This is a genomic window from Rhizobium leguminosarum, from assembly GCF_010668065.1.
GTDB classification, from domain to species: domain Bacteria; phylum Pseudomonadota; class Alphaproteobacteria; order Rhizobiales; family Rhizobiaceae; genus Rhizobium; species Rhizobium leguminosarum_S.
Genome location: NZ_WUEN01000010.1, coordinates 210082 through 228366 on the forward strand (window position 1 = coordinate 210082; position 18285 = coordinate 228366).

The window sequence follows — 18285 nt, forward strand, 5'->3', positions numbered from 1 at the left end:
TGGCTCATGTTCCTCTATAAGGCTATCGTCTTTCTTCCCTTGATCGGTGCGATCGTCGCCGGCCTTTTCGGCCGCGCCATCGGCGCCAAGGCTTCGGAATATGTCACCAGCGGCCTGATGATCATCGCCGCCATCCTGTCCTGGGTCGTCTTCTTCACCGTCGGCATGGGCCATGCCGAAGGCGGTCCGATCAAGGTCGAGGTGCTGCGCTGGATCCAGTCCGGCGGCATCGACGTCTCCTGGTCGCTGCGCGTGGATACGCTGACCTCAGTCATGCTGATCGTCGTCAACACGGTCTCGACGCTGGTGCATGTCTATTCGATCGGCTACATGCATACCGATCCGCATCGCCCGCGTTTCTTCGCCTATCTCTCGCTCTTCACCTTCGCCATGCTGATGCTGGTGACCGCTGACAACCTTGCCCAGATGTTCTTCGGCTGGGAAGGCGTCGGTCTCGCCTCCTATCTGCTGATCGGCTTCTGGTTCAAGAAGCCCTCGGCGACGGCCGCGGCGATGAAGGCCTTCATCGTCAACCGTGTCGGCGACTTCGGCTTCGTGCTCGGCATTGCCGGCGTCTTCGTGCTGTTCGGCTCGATCAACCTCGACACGATCTTCGCCAATGCCTCGAACTTCGCCCCGCATGAAGGCGGCGGCGAAGCGGGCGAGGTGATCCTCAACCTCTTCGGAATGCAGCTCGACAAGGCGCATGCGCTGACCGGCATCTGCCTGCTGCTCTTCATGGGCGCGATGGGCAAGTCGGCGCAGTTCCTGCTGCACACCTGGCTGCCTGACGCCATGGAAGGCCCGACCCCGGTCTCGGCCCTCATCCATGCCGCCACCATGGTCACCGCCGGCGTCTTCCTCGTCGCCCGCATGTCGCCGCTCTTCGAACTGTCGCCGGATGCGCTTGTGGTCGTCACCGTGATCGGCGCGATCACCGCCTTCTTCGCAGCAACCGTCGGCCTGGTGCAGAACGACATCAAGCGTGTCATCGCCTATTCCACCTGTTCGCAGCTCGGCTACATGTTCGTAGCGCTTGGGGTAGGGGCCTATGGTGCGGCGATCTTCCATCTCTTCACGCACGCCTTCTTCAAGGCGCTGCTCTTCCTCTGCGCCGGCTCGGTCATCCATGCCGTCGATGGCGAGCAGGACATGCGCTACATGGGCGGCCTGCGGCCGCACATCAAGGTAACGTTCTGGATGATGATCATCGGCACGCTGGCGATCACCGGCGTCGGCATTCCCTTCACGCCGATCGGCTTTGCCGGGTTCTTCTCCAAGGACGTGATCATCGAGGCGACCTATGCATCGCATTCGCCGGTCTCCGGCTTAGCCTTCGCGCTGCTGGTCATCGCGGCTCTCTTTACGAGCTTCTATTCCTGGCGCCTGATCTTCATGACCTTCTTCGGCAAGCCGCGTGCTTCGCACGAGGTCATGCACCACGTGCACGAGTCGCCGCAGGTCATGCTTGTGCCGCTCTATCTGCTCGCGATCGGCGCAGTGCTTGCTGGCGTGATCTTCGAAGGCCGGTTCTACGGCGAGGAATATGCTGAGTTCTGGAAGGGTGCGCTCTTTACCGGCGCCGAGAACGAACTGGTCGAAGAGTTCCACCATGTTCCGGCGCTCGTGGCTTTGAGCCCGTTCATCGCCATGGTGCTCGGCTTCGTCACCGCCTGGTACATGTATATCCGCTCGCCTGAGACGCCGCGCATCCTGGCGCAGCAGCACCGCGTGCTCTACAAGTTCCTGTTGAACAAGTGGTATTTCGACGAGCTCTACGACTTCCTCTTCGTCCGCTCAGCCAAGGCGCTCGGCCGCTTCCTGTGGAAGAAGGGTGATGTCGGCATCATCGACACATACGGCCCGAACGGCGTCGCCGCTCGCGTCGTCGCCGTCACCGATCGCGTGGTCCGCCTGCAGACCGGTTACCTCTATCACTACGCCTTCGCCATGCTGATCGGCATTGCGGCGCTCGTTACCTGGATGATGCTCGGGAGTTCCTTCTGATGACCGATTGGCCTATTCTTTCAACGGTCACCTTCCTGCCGCTCGTCGGCGTGGTGCTCCTGCTGCTGATGAACGGCGAGAGCGAAACCGGCCGGAAGAACGTGCTGTGGATCTCGTTGATCACCACCGTCTTCACCTTCGTCGTCTCGCTCGTCATCTGGATCGGCTTCGACAATGCCAATCCGGGCTTCCAGATGGTCGAGAAGCATAACTGGCTCGGCACCGGCATCGGCTACCACGTCGGCGTCGACGGCATCTCGATGCTGTTCGTCATCCTGTCGACCTTCCTCATGCCCTTCTGTGTGCTGGCGAGCTGGCTCTCGATCGAGAAGCGCCTGAAGGAATACATGATCGCCTTCCTCATCCTCGAAACGATGATGATCGGCGTCTTCGTCTCGCTCGATATCGTGCTCTTCTACGTCTTCTTCGAGGCGGGCCTCATTCCGATGTTCCTGATCATCGGTGTCTGGGGCGGCAAGGACCGCGTCTATGCGAGCTACAAGTTCTTCCTTTATACGCTGCTCGGCTCGGTGCTGATGCTGCTCGCCATCATGGCGATGTACTGGCAGGCCGGCACGACCGACATTACCGCGCTGCTCGCCTACAAGTTCCCGCCGGCGCTGCAGACCTGGTTATGGCTTGCCTTCTTCGCCTCCTTTGCGGTGAAGATGCCGATGTGGCCGGTCCATACCTGGCTTCCCGATGCCCACGTTCAGGCGCCGACGGCTGGCTCTGTGATCCTGGCCGGCGTGCTTTTGAAGCTCGGCGGCTACGGTCTCATCCGCTTCTCGCTCGGCATGTTCCCGGTCGCCTCCGATTATTTCGCGCCGCTCGTCTTTGCCATGTCCGTCATCGCGATCATCTACACCTCTCTGGTGGCGATGATGCAGGACGACATCAAGAAGCTGATCGCCTATTCCTCCGTGGCCCACATGGGCTACGTGACCATGGGCATCTTTGCCGCCAACATGCAGGGCGTTCAGGGCTCGATCTTCCAGATGCTCTCGCACGGTATCGTCTCCGGCGCGCTCTTCCTCTGCGTCGGCGTCGTCTACGACCGCACCCACACCCGCGAGATCAACGCCTATGGCGGCCTCGTCAACAACATGCCGAAATATGCCGTGGCGATGATGGTCTTCACCATGGCCAATGTCGGGCTTCCCGGCACGTCGGGCTTCGTCGGCGAATTCCTGACGCTGATCGGTGTCTTCCGGGTCAATACCTGGGTAGCGCTCTTTGCCGCTACCGGCGTCATCCTCTCGGCCGCTTACGCGCTCTGGCTTTATCGCCGGGTGATCTTCGGTTCGCTGGAAAAGGAAAAGCTGAAGGCGCTGCTTGATCTTTCCAGACGCGAGCAGTTGATCCTCTACCCGCTGGTCGCGCTGACCATCTTCTTCGGCGTTTACCCGGCTCCGGTCTTCGATGCGACGGCTGCTTCGGTGGATCTGCTGGTCAACAACTACACGGCCGCCGTGCACGCAGCGCAGAATGTTGCGCTGTCTATGAAATGATGACGGGACTTATTGGACATGACCGCTGAAACAATTCTCCTCAGTCTGCATCTTTCCGCGCCGGAGCTCATCCTCGCGGTCGGCGCCCTTGTCCTGTTGATGGTCGGCGTCTTCTCCGGCGAGCGGTCGGGCCTTCTCGTCACCGGCCTCGCCATCGTCCTGCTGCTGGCCTCCGGCCTGTGGCTACTCTTCGTGCCCGCAGAAGGCCTTGCCTATGGCGGGGTCTACATGGCGGACGGCTTCTCGCGCTTCATGAAGCTGGTGGCGCTGATCGGTTCGCTGGTCGCCATCTTCATGTCGATCGGCCACGCCCGCGAAAATCAGCTCGACAAGTTCGAGTTCCCGGTTCTCCTGGTGCTTGCGACCCTCGGCATCCTGCTGATGATCTCGGCCAACGACCTGATCTCGCTCTATCTGGCGCTGGAACTGCAGTCGCTGGCGCTCTACGTCGTCGCAGCGATCAACCGCGACAGCCTGAAGTCGACCGAAGCCGGCCTGAAATATTTCGTCCTCGGCGCGCTTTCCTCCGGCATGCTGCTCTATGGCATGTCGCTGGTCTACGGCTTCACCGGCCACACCCACTTCTCCGAGATCGCCCAGGCGCTGTCCGTCGAGGGCGCGCGTTCGCTCGGACTGATCTTCGGCCTGGTCTTCATCCTCGCCGGCATCGCCTTCAAGATCTCGGCCGTTCCCTTCCATATGTGGACGCCGGATGTTTACGAAGGCGCGCCGACACCGGTCACCGCCTTCCTGGCCGCAGCACCCAAGGTCGCCGCCATGGCGATGATGACCCGCATCGTCATCACGGCTTTCCAGCCGGTTCTGGCGGACTGGCAGCAGGTCGTCGTCTTCATCTCGATCGCCTCGATGCTGCTCGGCTCGTTTGCCGCGATCGGCCAGAAGAACATCAAGCGACTGATGGCCTATTCCTCGATCGGCCATATGGGTTATGCGCTGGTCGGTCTTGCCGCCGGCAACCAGACCGGCGTCACCGGCGTCATGCTTTACATGGTCATCTACATGGTCATGACGCTCGGCACCTTTGCGATCATCATGTCGATGCGCCGCAAGGACGGCACCGTCGTCGAGAATGTCGACGATCTGGCCGGCCTCTCCACAACCAACCCGTTCATGGCCGTGGTGCTGACGGCGCTGATGTTCTCGCTTGCCGGCATCCCGCCGCTCGCCGGCTTCTTTGCGAAGTACTTCGTCTTCGTTGCCGCCATCGAGGCCAAGCTCTATGCGCTTGCCATCATCGGTGTTCTCGCTTCGGTCGTCGGCGCCTACTACTATCTGCGTGTCATCAAGCTGATGTGGTTCGATGAGGCGACCGGCGAATTCGCCCGTGTCTCCGGAGCGCTGCGTCTGGTCTTCGGTCTCTCCGGTCTCTTCGTCACCGCCTATGTCCTCATCGGCGGCCCGATCGGCGGCGCTGCAGAGCTTGCCGCCGCGACGCTCTTTTGATGGCTTCCGACGGACGGCGCCGGATATCGCTCGGCGATTTCAGGCACGAGGCTCTGTCGGAAACATCGTCTACCAACAGCGAATGCCTCGCCCGGGCTCGGGCAGGCGATGGCGGCAATCTCTGGGTGACCGCCGAGAGGCAGACGGGCGGCCGCGGCCGCCGCGGCAGGCTCTGGGTTTCCGAGCGCGGCAATCTCTACGCTTCTCTTCTTCTGATCGACCCGGCGCCGATGGAGCGCCTCGGTTCTCTGCCGCTGGCGATCGCCGTTGCCGTGCACCAGGCGATCCGCAGGGTGCTGCCTCTGGGCGCCGAGCCGCTCGAGGTCAAATGGCCGAACGATATCCTCATCGGTCGAAAGAAGACCTGCGGCATTCTCGTCGAAGGCGAGGGGCTGCCGGACGGCCGTTACGCGCTCATCGTCGGCATCGGCATCAATATCTCTGTCATGCCGGACAATCCGCTCTATCCCGTCACCTGCCTGCGTCAGCAGGGAAGTGCGGCGTCGCCGGAGGAACTCTTCGCGCATCTCTTCGCCGCCACGGCGGAAGTGCTTGAAATATGGGACCAGGGCCGCGGCATCGGCGAGATCACGACGCTCTGGCGCGCCATCGCCTGCGGCATCGGCGAAAAGATTACGGTCAATTTGCCGGACCGATCGATTTCCGGACAATTCGCCGGAATTGATGATAATGGCTTGTTGATGCTCGATACCGGCGCTGGCAGGATAATGCCCATTGCTGCCGGTGATGTGTTTTTTGGATAGCGGAAAAAACGAAAATTATGGCGAAACAGGACGAACTGGTATTCCTGCCTCTGGGCGGTGTCGGTGAGATTGGCATGAATCTCGCTCTCTACGGCTACGGCCCGCCCGAGCATCGCCAGTGGATTATGGTCGATTGTGGCGTCACTTTTCCGGGGCCCGACCTGCCGGGTGTCGACCTCGTATTGCCCGATATCCGCTTCCTCGCCAGCGAACGAAAGAACCTCAAGGCGATCATCATCACCCATGCGCATGAAGATCATTATGGTGCGCTCGCCGATCTCTGGCCAGGCCTCAACGTGCCGGTCTATGCCTCTGGTTTTACCGCCGGTCTGCTCGAAGCCAAGCGCAATTACGAGAAGGCTAAGATCGGCGAAGTGCCGGTGACGCCGTTCAAGGCCGGCGATACGATCAATGTCGGCCCCTTCAGCATCGAAGGTGTGGCCGTCAACCATTCGATCCCCGAGCCGATGTCGCTGATGATCCGCACGCCGGTCGGCAATGTCATCCATACCGGCGACTGGAAGATCGACCACGAGCCCTCGCTCGGGCCGCTGACCGACGAGACACGTTTCCGTCAACTCGGCGACGAGGGTGTGCTGGCGCTGATGTGCGATTCCACCAATGCGCTGCGCGACGGTGTTTCGCCCTCCGAGAAGGATGTGTCCGAAAGCCTGCGCAAGATCATCGAGAATGCCGAGGGCAGGGTGGCGATCACTACCTTCTCGTCGAATGTCGGGCGTATCCGCACCGTTGCCGAGGCTGCCGAGGCGGCTGGCCGCGAAGTGCTGCTGCTCGGCAGTTCGCTGAAGCGCGTCGTCGACGTTGCCCAGGATATCGGCCTGATGGAAGGCGTGAAGCCCTTCATCTCCGAGGACGAATACGGCTATATCCCGCGCGACAAGGTCGTCGTCATCCTGACGGGCAGCCAGGGCGAGGCGCGGGCAGCCCTTGCCAAGCTTTCCCGCGACGAGATGCGCAATGTGGCGTTTGCGGCAGGCGATATCGTCGTCTTTTCCTCGCGCGCCATTCCCGGCAACGAGAAGGCGATCCAGGACATCAAGAACGGCCTCGTCGAGCAGGGTGTGCACATCATCACGGATACCGAGGCATTGGTCCACGTTTCCGGTCATCCGCGCCGCAACGAGTTGCAGCGGATGTATGAGTGGACGCGGCCGAAGATCGTCGTGCCGGTGCATGGCGAGGCAACGCATCTGGCGGCGCATAAGGAACTTGCCGAACAATCCGGCATCGCACTGGTGCCGCGGGTGCGCAACGGCGATATCCTGCGGCTGGCGCCGGGTCCGGTCGAGGTGATCGGCGAGGCGCCGCATGGCCGGATTTATAAGGACGGCACGCTGATCGGCGATTTCGACGAGATGGGTATCGGCGAGCGCAAGAAACTCTCCTATGTCGGGCATGTCGCGGTCAACGTCGTGCTCGACGCCCGCTATGACATCGTCGGCGAACCCGACCTCATTTCGATCGGCCTGCCGACCTACGATGATGAGGGCGAGGATATGGAGGATACGCTCTTCGACGCGGCGGTCAGCGCCATCGAGAGCATTCCGCGCGCCCGCCGCAAGGATATCGACATGCTGCAGGAGGCCGTGCGCCGCGCCATCCGCTCGGCCGCGAACAACACCTGGGGCAAGAAACCTCTTGTCACCGCTTTCGTCACCAAGGTCTGATCATGCTCGGCCGGGTCAACCATATCGCCATCGCCGTGCCCGATCTGGCCGCGGCGACTGCGGCCTACCGCGATACGCTGGGTGCTGCCGTATCGCAGCCGCAAGCCCTGCCGGAGCACGGCGTCACCGTCGTTTTCGTCGAATTGCCGAACACCAAGGTCGAATTGCTGCAGCCGCTCGGGGCTGCCTCGCCGATCGCAGCCTTCCTCGAAAAGAACCCGTCCGGCGGCATGCATCACATCTGCTATGAGGTGGACGATATCCTTCTCGCCCGTGACCGGCTGGTCACGGCGGGCGCAAGGGTGCTCGGCGACGGCCAGCCGAAGACCGGCGCGCACGGCAAGCCGGTGCTCTTTCTGCACCCCAAGGATTTCTTCGGCACGCTGATCGAACTCGAACAGGCCTGAGCCCTGCTGCGGCAGAGTGACCCGAAGACCGCTAAACCTTTCGTCCGCTTTGAGTTGCTCGCCATTCCGCCGTATAAGGACGCGATATTACAGCGCCGCGTGTCTTCTAAGACGCGCAAAGGACGCTGTAACAATTTAAATTGCTGCATTCCTTAAATCGATTCCGATTTAAGGAATGCAGCAGCGCGACACCAATGGGAACCAGAATGCTCCAGATCTTTCTTCAGGGATTTGCCGTCTACTTCATCATCTGGTGGATGACGCTTTTCGCCGTCCTGCCGATCGGCCTGCGCACCCAGGCGGATGACAACGACGTCGTGCTCGGCACCGTTCCAAGCGCGCCCACACGGTTTCGCGCCGCTTTCGTGTTTTCGCTGACGACGCTGATTTCGGCCCTGGTCTACGGCCTCTGGTACGTCTGCGACACCTATTTCGGCTGGGGCTTCGATGCCCTGCCGCAACTCGGCCCCAGCTTCTATTGAGCGTGCTTTTGCTCAAACTTTGAGCAGATGTAAACCTAGTGAAAGCGAACTTCGTCATACCAGCGTCATACTGTTGCGGCAAAGAGCTCTCGTAACGGAATGAGGGCCATCCCCTAACGGAAGCCGGCCGGATTTTTGGATGGGATGGAGGACGAAAAGCCAAAAAAAAACAAGGCTAAAAGCCTTGTTTTAAGTATCGCGTGATCTGTAACCGTTGCCGGGGCTGCGACGAGCGCGCCTAAGATCTGATCCTCCCAAGACTTGACCGCGAATTCGGCAAGAATTTAACTTCCTGCCTGTTTTGTGAGCTAAAACTAGCTCAAACATTGGGCTTTGTCATCTGCTTTTTTTGCATTTTTGCTACACTCTAGCAAAATTTTTCTGTTGACAAGATTTTCGTTCAAGTCCTTATAAACACGCGCTTTTTCATGCCCTTTCATTTTGCGGGTGCGAACATGCGCTTCCGGGAGGTTGCCGGCATCCGTTGCGGGTTTCCTTCCTGCCGCGAAGCGGCTATGAACGCTCCCGACATTAACAATGGTCTTTCGATTCCGCCTGCTGCGGGATCTCAACTGCTCCGGAATCCGCCATGCGTCTGTCCCGCTATTTCATGCCCATCCTCAAGGAAAACCCCAAGGAGGCGGAAATCGTCTCCCACCGGCTGATGCTGCGTGCCGGTATGATCCGTCAGCAGTCGCAGGGCATTTATTCCTGGTTGCCGCTCGGCAAGCGCGTGCTCGACAAGGTCAACGCCATTATCCGCGAAGAGCAGAACCGCGCCGGTGCCATTGAGCTGTCGATGCCGACCCTGCAATCGGCCGAGCTCTGGCAGGAAAGTGGCCGTTACGACGCCTACGGCAAGGAGATGCTGCGCATCAAGGACCGTCAGGACCGGCCGATGCTCTACGGTCCCACCAACGAGGAGATGGTGACGGATATTTTCCGCTCCTCCGTCAAGTCCTACAAGGACCTGCCGCTCAATCTCTATCATATCCAGCTGAAGTTCCGTGATGAGATCCGTCCGCGCTTCGGCACCATGCGCTCGCGTGAATTCATGATGAAGGATGCCTATTCCTTCGATCTGACGCGCGAAGCGGCGGAGCATTCCTATAACAAGATGTTCGCCGCCTATCTCAGAACCTTCGACCGGCTCGGCCTGCGCGCCATTCCGATGCGCGCCGACACCGGCCCGATCGGCGGCAAGCTCAGCCATGAATTCATCATCCTCGCCGATACCGGCGAATCCGAAGTCTTCTGCCACAAGGATTTCGTCGATTTCGATATTCCTGGCGAACACACCGATTTCGACAATGTCGACGGCCTGCAGGCGATCTTCGACAAATGGACCTCGCTCTATGCGGCGACCTCGGAAATGCACGACGAGGCGGCTTTCAACGCCGTTCCCGAAGGCGACCGCCTGTCGGCGCGCGGCATCGAGGTCGGCCACATCTTCTATTTCGGCACGAAATATTCCGAGCCGATGGGCGCGAAAGTGCAGGGACCTGATGGCAAGGAACACTTCGTTCACATGGGTTCCTACGGTATCGGTCCGACACGCCTTGTTCCCGCCATCATCGAAGCATCGCATGATGATAACGGAATCATCTGGCCGGCATCGGTCGCACCCTTCGATATCGTTGTGATCAACATGAAGGCGGGCGATCAGGCCTGTGACGATACCTGCGAGCTGATCTATGCCGCGCTGACCAAGGCCGGCAAGGATGTGCTCTATGATGATACCGACGACCGGGCCGGCACGAAATTCGCGACCGCCGACCTGATCGGTGTGCCCGTCCAGATCATCGCCGGCCCGCGCGCGGTCGCAAACGGCGAAGTGGAAGTGAAGGACCGCAAGACCGGCGCCCGCGAAACGATGACCATCGAAGCGGCGATCAATCGGTTCGTGGCTTAAGGAAACGGAGGCGAAATGGCAGAGGCAGCAGTGGACCGGAGTTCGAAATCCGGCTTGGGTCCGGCTGGCAAGCCATTTTCCACCTTTGAACGCCTCGTGGCGTGGCGTTATCTGCGCGCCCGTCGCAAGGAAGCCTTCATATCGGTCATCGCCGGCTTCTCCTTTGTCGGCATCATGCTCGGCGTTGCGACGCTGATCATCGTCATGGCCGTGATGAACGGCTTCCGCACCGAACTCGTCTCGCGCATCCTCGGCATCAACGGCCACATGATCGTCCAGCCGGTCGATGGGCCCTTCACCGATTATCCTGTCCTCAGCAGCAAGCTCGCCGCGGTACCCGGCGTCAAGATGGCGCTACCCCTCGTGGAAGGCCAGGTGCTCGCCTCCGCCCAGGCCGGCGGCAGCACCGGCGCTCTGGTGCGCGGCGCCCGCGCCGAGGATCTGACCAAGCTCAAGACGGTCTCCGACAACATCAAATCAGGCGATATGGTGGGGTATGCCTCCGGCGACGGTGTGCTGATCGGCACCCGCATGGCCGATCAGCTTGGTCTGCGCGTTGGCGATCTCATTACGCTGACGTCACCAGATGGCGACATTACGCCGATGGGCGTCAGCCCTCGCATCAAATCCTACAAGATCTCCGGCCTCTTCGAGATCGGCATGTCGGAATATGACTCCTCGATCATCTTCATGCCGCTCGAGGAAGCGCAGCTCTATTTCAATGCCGAAGGGCTGGTGCAGTCGATCGAGCTCTTCGTCGATAACCCCGACGATATCGACGATCTGAGGCCCAAGGTGGAGGAAGCGGCCGGCCGCCAGATCGCCATCACCGACTGGCGCCAGCGCAACCAGACCTTCTTCTCGGCGCTGCAGGTCGAGCGCAACGTCATGTTCATGATCCTGACGTTGATCGTGCTCGTGGCGGCACTGAACATCATCTCCGGCCTCATCATGCTGGTGAAGGACAAGGGCAGCGATATCGCCATCCTGCGCACCATGGGCGCCAGCGCCGGCGCGATCATGCGCATCTTTTTCATGACCGGGGCGGCGATCGGCATTGTCGGCACCGTTGCCGGTGTGCTGCTCGGCGTTCTCGTCTGCGTCAACATCGAATCCGTCCGCCAGTTCTTCTCCTGGATTTCAGGCACCGTACTCTTCAATCCGCAGGTCTATTTCCTTAGCCAGCTGCCGGCCGAGATGGATCTGAGCGAAACGATCTCGATCGTCGTCATGGCGCTGACGCTCTCCTTCATCGCGACCATCTTCCCGGCCTGGCGTGCCTCCAGGCTCGATCCGGTGCAGGCCCTGCGCTACGAATAAGGAATGCCGCCTTCATGAAACGCAACGTCGTTCTCCAGCTTACCGGCGTCGAGCGCCATTACGGGCAGGGCGGTACGCTGCTGTCGATCCTGAAGGGCGCGGATTTTTCCATATCGAAGGGGGAGACCGTCGCTCTCGTCGCCCCTTCCGGCACCGGCAAGTCGACACTGCTGCATGTCGCCGGCCTGCTGGAGCATCCGGACGGCGGTGAGGTCAACATCAACGGCCATGCCTGTGACGGCCTGAGCGACGAGAAACGCACCGCCATCCGCCGCAGCGAAATCGGCTTCGTCTACCAGTTCCACCACCTGCTGCCGGAATTCTCGGCACTCGAAAATATCATGATGCCGCAGCTGATCGCCGGGCTTTCCTGGAAGGAAGCCGGAGAGCGGGCCGGCCAGCTTCTCGATTATATGCGGATCGGCCATCGTGGCTCGCATCGCCCCGGCGAGCTTTCCGGCGGCGAGCAGCAGCGCGTTGCGATTGCCCGCGCCGTCGCCAATGCGCCGACCCTGCTTCTTGCCGACGAGCCGACCGGCAATCTCGACCCCGAAACGGCAAGCTACGTCTTCGACGCGCTGGAAGCGCTGGTGCGCCAGTCCGGCCTTGCTGCCCTCATCGCCACCCACAATCACGAACTCGCCCGCCGCATGGATCGGCGCGTGACGATCTCCGACGGCAAGATCGTCGATTTCTGAGACCGCGATCCATGGCTGTCCGGTTTGCGCCGATGGCAGCCCCTCATCGTAACCTACCGGGGTCGAGCCAGTCGTCTCGCCCCGTCCTTCGGAGCCCCGTAAAAAACGGGGCGAGGGGACGTGCCAAACGCAGCGTCGAGGTTAGAGAAAGCCGGTGCAGCATGTCCCTTCGCCCCGCGAGCGGGGAAGGTGCAGCGGGCCGCGATCAAGGGATGACCAGCCCGCCGCGATAGTCGAGCATATAGGCCTTCTGGCCATCGACCATGATGCATTCATGGCCGATGAACCGCTCGCAGCCGCCTTCGCTGCTGTCGATATAGCGGCCGAACGGATGGTCGAATTCCATCCCGCCAAGAAACCGGCCCTCGCGATACATCGCCGAAAGCGCAGCCTTGATCACCGCTCCGGCTGCTGTGCCGTCGATAAGCTCAGGCGCAATGATGCAGCCGAAATAATTCATCGCCCAGACGGGCTCGCCGGCAAGCCACACCACTTCCTGTCCGGCGAAATCGGTCCCGCCGAAATAGCTGTCGAGATAACGCCAGTCGCCGCGTTCGTAACCGATATCGTGGGCACCCGGCCGACAGGGCGCGCGCGCCACGCCGCCGCCGACATAGGTCGCAGCCTTCGCCTCCACGACGAATTCGTTCAGCATCGCAATATCGATCATGTCATTCTCCTCTCGGCCCGATGCTGGCAAATATGCCGCGACATGTAAAGAACAAAAAGAGAACATATGCCGGAAATAAAGAGTCGCCTTGAGGAGGTCTTCCGCCTGAGCGCCATGACCGATCTGCGACGGATCGGGAAAGGGCAAGGCTGCTGCCGATCACATCGAGCGCGGCCCCTTAGCCGATTCGTCGCCTATTTCCTGGGACTTTCAAACACAAGAAAGAAGGAAAAGATTCCTGTTGACAACAGAACATACATGGAACAAATTGAAAACATAACGAGTAAAGGAGAGCCCGATGACTGACATGATCCGTGATATCGCAGCATTCACCTCCATCGCAATGTTCGTTGCCAGCTTCTCGCTCATCGTCATGGCGCTCTAAAGTTTTCAGGGGACCGCATGGTAAACATGCGGTCCGGACGCGGGACTTCTTCTGGACATCATCGCCCTCTATGCCGACAATGCGTCCGATTCATTCGGGTGATTGGGAAGGCATGTCATGGCGGATACGGCAAAGGGTTCAACGGGTGAGGCGACCGGCGGCACGCCGGGTTTTATCCACCTGAGGGTCCATTCCGCCTATTCGCTTCTCGAGGGCGCCCTGCCGCTGAAGAAGATCCTCTACAAGGCGACCGGCGACAGCCAGCCGGCGATTGCCATTACCGACACCAACAATCTGTTCGTCGCCCTCGAATTCTCCCAGAAGGCGATGGAAGACGGCCTGCAGCCGATCATCGGCTGTCAGGTCTCGATCGATATGGGAGACGGGTTGGAAACGGAAAAGCGCGGCGGCCAGCAGGCCGTGGTCAAGCTGCCGTCGATCGTTCTTCTCGCCGCGACGGATGCCGGTTACGAACGGCTGGTCGATCTCGTCAGCCGGGCCTATCTCGGCGGCGAAAGCAACCAGGCCGTTCATATCAGCGCCTCCTGGCTGGAGGAGGCAGGCACGGAAGGGCTGATCGCATTGAGCGGCGCCTTGACCGGGCCGGTCGACGTGGCCATCAAGGAAGGCCATCCCGCTCAGGCGGAAGCCCGGCTGCTCACGCTGAAGCGCCTCTTCGGCGACAGGCTCTATGTCGAGCTGCAGCGGCACGGCACCTACGACAAGCGACACGAGCAGAAGATTATCGGGCTCGCCTATGCCCACGACCTGCCGCTGGTTGCGACCAACGAGGCTTTCTTTCCGACCCGCGACGATTACGACGCCCATGATGCGCTAATGGCGGTCGCGCACAACGCCATCGTCTCCGACGACAGCCGCTTTCGCCTGACGCCGGATCACTATCTGAAGAGCCGGGCCGAGATGGTCAAGCTCTTCGCCGACCTGCCGGAAGCGCTGGAAAATACGGTCGAGATCGCCACGCGCTGCTCCTTCGTGCTGAAGACGCGAAAGCCGATCCTGCCACGCTTCACCGGTGCGACCGATGATGCCGAGGAGGCCGAACGCGCCGAGGCGAGCGAGTTGCGCCGCCAGGCGGTCGAAGGGCTGGACATGCGGCTTGCAACGCTCGGCATGTCGCCGGGTTACGAGGAAAAGGATTATCGCGAACGGCTGGATTTCGAGCTCAGCGTCATCGAGCGCATGCGTTTCCCCGGCTACTTCCTGATCGTTGCCGACTTCATCAAATGGGCCAAGCAGCATGACATTCCGGTCGGTCCCGGCCGTGGTTCGGGCGCTGGTTCGCTGGTCGCCTATGCATTGACGATCACCGACGTCGATCCGTTGCGTTTTTCGCTGCTCTTCGAGCGCTTCCTCAATCCGGAACGCGTCTCGATGCCCGACTTCGACATCGACTTCTGCCAGGACCGCCGCGAAGAGGTGATCCGCTATGTTCAGGCCAAGTATGGCCGCGAGCAGGTGGCGCAGATCATCACTTTCGGTTCGCTGCAAGCGCGCGCCGCCCTTCGCGACGTCGGCCGCGTGCTGGAAATGCCCTACGGGCAGGTCGACAAGATCTGCAAACTCGTGCCGAACAATCCCGCCAATCCGACGCCGCTGTCCAAGGCGATCGAGGAGGAGCCGAAGCTGCAGGAGGAGGCGGCAAAGGAACCGGTTGTCGCGCGCCTGCTCGACATCGCCCAGAAGATCGAGGGGCTTTACCGCCATGCCTCGACCCATGCCGCCGGCATCGTCATCGGCGACCGGCCGCTTTCCAAGCTGGTGCCGATGTATCGCGATCCGCGTTCGGACATGCCGGTCACCCAGTTCAACATGAAATGGGTGGAGCAGGCGGGCCTCGTCAAGTTCGACTTCCTCGGCCTGAAGACGCTGACCGTGCTGAAGGTCGCAGTCGATTTCGTCGCCAAGCTCGGCATCAAGGTCGATCTCGCGGCCATTCCACTCGACGACAAGAAGACCTACGAGATGCTGTCGCGCGGCGAGACGGTCGGCGTGTTCCAGGTGGAAAGTGCCGGCATGCGCAAGGCGCTGATCGGCATGAAGCCGGACTGCATCGAGGACATCATCGCGCTGGTGGCGCTCTATCGCCCAGGCCCGATGGAGAATATCCCGACCTACAATGCCCGCAAGCACGGCGACGAAGAGCTGGAATCGATCCATCCGATGATCGACCACCTACTCAAGGAAACGCAAGGCGTCATCGTCTACCAGGAACAGGTGATGCAGATCGCCCAGGTACTATCAGGCTATTCGCTGGGCGAAGCCGACCTTCTGCGTCGCGCTATGGGCAAGAAGATCAAGGCCGAGATGGACCAGCAGCGCGAACGCTTCGTCGTTGGCGCCGTCAAGAATGGCGTATCGAAGCCGCAGGCCGACAATATCTTCGAACTGCTGGCGAAGTTCGCCAATTACGGCTTCAACAAGTCGCATGCCGCCGCCTATGCCATCGTCTCCTACCAGACGGCCTACATGAAGGCGCATTACCCGGTCGAATTCCTCGCCGCCTCAATGACGCTCGACATGTCCAACACGGAAAAGGTCAATGATTTCCGTCAGGATGCCAAGCGCCTCGGCATCGAGGTGATCGCGCCCTCGGTGCAGAGTTCCTTCCGCCATTTCGAGACCGGCGACAACCGCATCTATTACGCGCTCGCCGCGCTCAAGGGCGTCGGCGAATCCGCCGTCGACCATATCGTCGAGGTGCGTGGCGACAAGCCCTTTGCCAGCATTGAGGATTTCTGCCTGCGCATCGATCCGCGCCAGGTCAATCGTCGCGTGCTCGAAAGCTTGATCTATGCCGGCGCCTTCGATTGTTTCGACATGGACCGCGCCCAGCTGGCAGCCGGCCTCGACCGTGTTCTCGGTTATGCCCAGCGTGCCCAGGAGAACAAGCTGAGCGGCCAGTCGGACATTTTCGGCAGCACCCTGACGTCGGGGCCTGAGAAGATCTCCCTGCCGCCGTTCTCGCCCTGGCTCCCCTCCGAGCGGCTGCTCAAGGAATTCCAGGTGCTCGGCTTCTATCTGACAGCCCACCCGCTCGATTCCTACAACAACATCCTGCAGAAGATGCGGGTGCAGACCTTTGCCGAGTTTTCCGCCGCCATCAAACAAGGCGCGGCCAATGCGCGGCTTGCCGGTACCGTCATCTCGAAGCAGGAGCGCAAGACCCGCACCGGCAACAAGATGGGCATCATCGTCTTTTCGGATTCTTCGGGCCAGTTCGAAGCGGTGCTGTTTTCGGAAATGCTGAACCAGTATCGCGATGTGCTCGAGTCAGGGAAATCTTTCGTGCTGACCGCGACGGGCGAGGAGCGGCCGGAGGGCATCGGCCTGCGCATCCAGACGATCCAGTCGCTGGAGGAAAAGTCACTGCAGATGCAGAAGGCGCTGCGCGTCTATGTCCGCGATTCCGGACCACTGAGGATGGTCGCTGGCCATCTGAACGCCAAGGGCGACGGCCTCGTCTCCTTCATCGTCATCAAGGAGGATGGCAAACGCGAGGTGGAAGTGGCGCTGCCGGAGAAATATCGCATCACGCCGGAGATTGCCGCCGCCCTTCGCGCCGCCCCCGGCGTCGTCGACGTCGAACTGGTTTGATCAGCCCGCGTCACCCGCGGGTGATGGTGATGAAGTCCGTGCCTTCGCCGGTCTCCCGGCCGAGGCCGGTATCGGAGATCGTCAGCGTCGAGCCCGGCGCGATGAGCGCGTCGATCTTGCGGCGTGTCTCATCGGGGATGGTAATCCGGCTGAGCGAACCGGCGATCGGCTTGCCTGTGATGATCGAGCTTTCCTGATTGGTAATGCCGAGCCGCTTCATCGTCTCGCGGGAGAGATTGTTCTCGAGGGTGATACCGAGCCAGTCCGCCGTGCCGGCCTTTGCATCGACGGCATGCAACGTGAAGAAATGCGTGCCAAGCGCCAGTCCCGGATCGGCGATCGTCACCGGCGCTTCGAAGAGGGGCTTGAAGGCCTGCCGCACCATGATGACGCCGTTCGGCGGCTCGCCCTTGCCGGCCGCGGCATAGACTTCCCTGAGGAGTGTGTCGGAGACCAGGCTCCTGTCGGCGGCGAATTCCCTCGGCCGCAATGTCCTGAAAGCCTTGATCGCCTGCACGGTCGACGGACCGAGCAAGCCGTCCGGATTGCCGGCGGAAAAGCCGAGCTGGTTGAGGAGGGTCTGGATGTCGATCACCGTCTCGCGCAGCGTCCGGCGCGTAACGAGCATGCTGATCGGCTCGGACGGCGGCTCGGGTTCGGGCGCTGCAATCGGCGGCGCTGCCGGCATCGGCATCGCAGCCGTGTCGTTCATCGCCACCTGTACCGGCTTCTCGGGGCTGTCGGGCATGGAGGGCCGCAGCTCGACGTCTGACAGCAGCTGCATCGCCGGTGCATCCGGATGGAAAAGCGTCGGATGCTCGATCGGTTGCGGCGCCAGTTCACCGTCGCTGATAATGACGGGGACACCGCGGTCGGTCATCCCATAGAGCATTTTTGCGAAGGCGCCGGGCATGCGCACGCAGCCATGCGAGGCCGGATAACGCGGCACCGAATTCGATTCATGCAGCGCGATGCCTGACCATGTCAGCCTTTGCATGAACGGCATCGGGGCGTTGGAATAGAGATTGGATTCGTGGTATTTCTGCTTTTCCAGCACCGAAAAGATGCCGCTCGGCGTCGTGTGGCCGTCCTTGCCGGTCGAGACCTTCGAGGTCGCGACGACCTCGGTGCCATCATAGACCGCAAGCGACTGCTTGTCCTTCGAGACGATGATCTGCAGCGTGCGCGCATCCGCAGCAAGAGCGGGGTGCACGAGTGCGGTGGCCGACAGCAAGCCGAGGCCGAAGACGAGACGCGAGAACATGATACCCAACCATACGCAATACTTGCCCGGCACATTATGGGACGAAGTTTAAGGAAGATTTTATAGGCTGGATCACCCGCAGGTTTCACGCGTTAGAG

The 18285-nt window shown here is 61.0% G+C and carries 13 protein-coding genes; 11 read left to right on the forward strand and 2 right to left on the reverse strand.

Annotation, left to right across the window (positions count from 1 at the left end; translation table 11 throughout):
• The first annotated feature begins 6 nt into the window (after window positions 1–6).
• The 10 genes from nuoL (at window position 7) to GR198_RS25115 (ending at window position 12253) form a co-directional block, all read left to right on the forward strand.
• Window positions 7–2007: an NADH-quinone oxidoreductase subunit L gene (nuoL, locus tag GR198_RS25070; protein ID WP_094086262.1), complete on the forward strand. Its 2001-nt coding sequence runs from the start codon at window positions 7–9 to the stop codon at window positions 2005–2007.
• Window positions 2007–3518: an NADH-quinone oxidoreductase subunit M gene (locus tag GR198_RS25075; protein ID WP_094086261.1), complete on the forward strand. Its 1512-nt coding sequence runs from the start codon at window positions 2007–2009 to the stop codon at window positions 3516–3518. Before nuoL ends, GR198_RS25075 begins: the two co-directional genes overlap by 1 nt.
• 18 nt (window positions 3519–3536) lie before the next feature.
• The gene (gene nuoN, locus GR198_RS25080) at window positions 3537–4982 is read left to right on the forward strand and encodes an NADH-quinone oxidoreductase subunit NuoN (RefSeq protein WP_003547394.1); all 1446 of its coding nucleotides are present in this window, start codon (window positions 3537–3539) and stop codon (window positions 4980–4982) included.
• Window positions 4982–5746: a biotin--[acetyl-CoA-carboxylase] ligase gene (locus GR198_RS25085; protein WP_164069734.1), complete on the forward strand. Its 765-nt coding sequence runs from the start codon at window positions 4982–4984 to the stop codon at window positions 5744–5746. The genes nuoN and GR198_RS25085 overlap by 1 nt, the downstream gene beginning before the upstream one ends.
• A gap of 17 nt (window positions 5747–5763) precedes the next feature.
• Window positions 5764–7434, forward strand: a complete 1671-nt coding sequence (locus GR198_RS25090; protein WP_164069735.1) for a ribonuclease J — start codon at window positions 5764–5766, stop codon at window positions 7432–7434.
• Between the two features lie 2 nt (window positions 7435–7436).
• The gene (gene mce, locus GR198_RS25095; protein ID WP_094086258.1) at window positions 7437–7841 is read left to right on the forward strand and encodes a methylmalonyl-CoA epimerase; all 405 of its coding nucleotides are present in this window, start codon (window positions 7437–7439) and stop codon (window positions 7839–7841) included.
• A 206-nt stretch (window positions 7842–8047) separates the two neighbouring features.
• The gene (locus GR198_RS25100; protein WP_003547401.1) at window positions 8048–8323 is read left to right on the forward strand and encodes a DUF1467 family protein; all 276 of its coding nucleotides are present in this window, start codon (window positions 8048–8050) and stop codon (window positions 8321–8323) included.
• A 589-nt stretch (window positions 8324–8912) separates the two neighbouring features.
• A complete protein-coding gene (gene proS, locus GR198_RS25105; protein ID WP_164045929.1) occupies window positions 8913–10235 on the forward strand; it encodes a proline--tRNA ligase in 1323 nt (440 codons plus the stop codon).
• Between the two features lie 15 nt (window positions 10236–10250).
• Window positions 10251–11555, forward strand: a complete 1305-nt coding sequence (locus tag GR198_RS25110; protein WP_029872838.1) for a lipoprotein-releasing ABC transporter permease subunit — start codon at window positions 10251–10253, stop codon at window positions 11553–11555.
• Window positions 11556–11569: 14 nt separating this feature from the next.
• Window positions 11570–12253: an ABC transporter ATP-binding protein gene (locus tag GR198_RS25115; RefSeq protein ID WP_164069736.1), complete on the forward strand. Its 684-nt coding sequence runs from the start codon at window positions 11570–11572 to the stop codon at window positions 12251–12253.
• Window positions 12254–12458: 205 nt separating this feature from the next.
• On the opposite strand, the gene GR198_RS25120 is transcribed toward GR198_RS25115, so the two are convergent.
• Window positions 12459–12923 (reverse strand): DUF5680 domain-containing protein, encoded by a 465-nt coding sequence (locus tag GR198_RS25120; protein ID WP_164045927.1) that lies wholly within the window; start codon window positions 12921–12923, stop codon window positions 12459–12461.
• Between the two features lie 502 nt (window positions 12924–13425).
• Here GR198_RS25120 and dnaE point away from each other — a divergent pair.
• On the forward strand, window positions 13426–16923 hold the full coding sequence (gene dnaE, locus GR198_RS25125; protein WP_164045926.1) for a DNA polymerase III subunit alpha: 3498 nt from the start codon (window positions 13426–13428) through the stop codon (window positions 16921–16923).
• Window positions 16924–16933: 10 nt separating this feature from the next.
• Here the strand turns inward: dnaE and GR198_RS25130 are convergent, their stop codons facing one another.
• Complete coding sequence (locus GR198_RS25130) at window positions 16934–18187, reverse strand: L,D-transpeptidase family protein (RefSeq protein WP_029872834.1); 1254 nt, start codon at window positions 18185–18187, stop codon at window positions 16934–16936.
• Window positions 18188–18285: the final 98 nt, after the last annotated feature.

What these genes read in the sequence shown, in the direction of transcription:
- nuoL (WP_094086262.1), top strand. Translation starts at nt 7, where the DNA reads ATGTTCCTCTATAAGGCTATCGTCTTTCTTCCCTTGATCGGTGCGATC.
- GR198_RS25075 (WP_094086261.1), top strand. Translation starts at nt 2,007, where the DNA reads ATGACCGATTGGCCTATTCTTTCAACGGTCACCTTCCTGCCGCTCGTC.
- nuoN (WP_003547394.1), top strand. Translation starts at nt 3,537, where the DNA reads ATGACCGCTGAAACAATTCTCCTCAGTCTGCATCTTTCCGCGCCGGAG.
- GR198_RS25085 (WP_164069734.1), top strand. Translation starts at nt 4,982, where the DNA reads ATGGCTTCCGACGGACGGCGCCGGATATCGCTCGGCGATTTCAGGCAC.
- GR198_RS25090 (WP_164069735.1), top strand. Translation starts at nt 5,764, where the DNA reads ATGGCGAAACAGGACGAACTGGTATTCCTGCCTCTGGGCGGTGTCGGT.
- mce (WP_094086258.1), top strand. Translation starts at nt 7,437, where the DNA reads ATGCTCGGCCGGGTCAACCATATCGCCATCGCCGTGCCCGATCTGGCC.
- GR198_RS25100 (WP_003547401.1), top strand. Translation starts at nt 8,048, where the DNA reads ATGCTCCAGATCTTTCTTCAGGGATTTGCCGTCTACTTCATCATCTGG.
- proS (WP_164045929.1), top strand. Translation starts at nt 8,913, where the DNA reads ATGCGTCTGTCCCGCTATTTCATGCCCATCCTCAAGGAAAACCCCAAG.
- GR198_RS25110 (WP_029872838.1), top strand. Translation starts at nt 10,251, where the DNA reads ATGGCAGAGGCAGCAGTGGACCGGAGTTCGAAATCCGGCTTGGGTCCG.
- GR198_RS25115 (WP_164069736.1), top strand. Translation starts at nt 11,570, where the DNA reads ATGAAACGCAACGTCGTTCTCCAGCTTACCGGCGTCGAGCGCCATTAC.
- GR198_RS25120 (WP_164045927.1), bottom strand. Translation starts at nt 12,923, where the DNA reads ATGATCGATATTGCGATGCTGAACGAATTCGTCGTGGAGGCGAAGGCT.
- dnaE (WP_164045926.1), top strand. Translation starts at nt 13,426, where the DNA reads ATGGCGGATACGGCAAAGGGTTCAACGGGTGAGGCGACCGGCGGCACG.
- GR198_RS25130 (WP_029872834.1), bottom strand. Translation starts at nt 18,187, where the DNA reads ATGTTCTCGCGTCTCGTCTTCGGCCTCGGCTTGCTGTCGGCCACCGCA.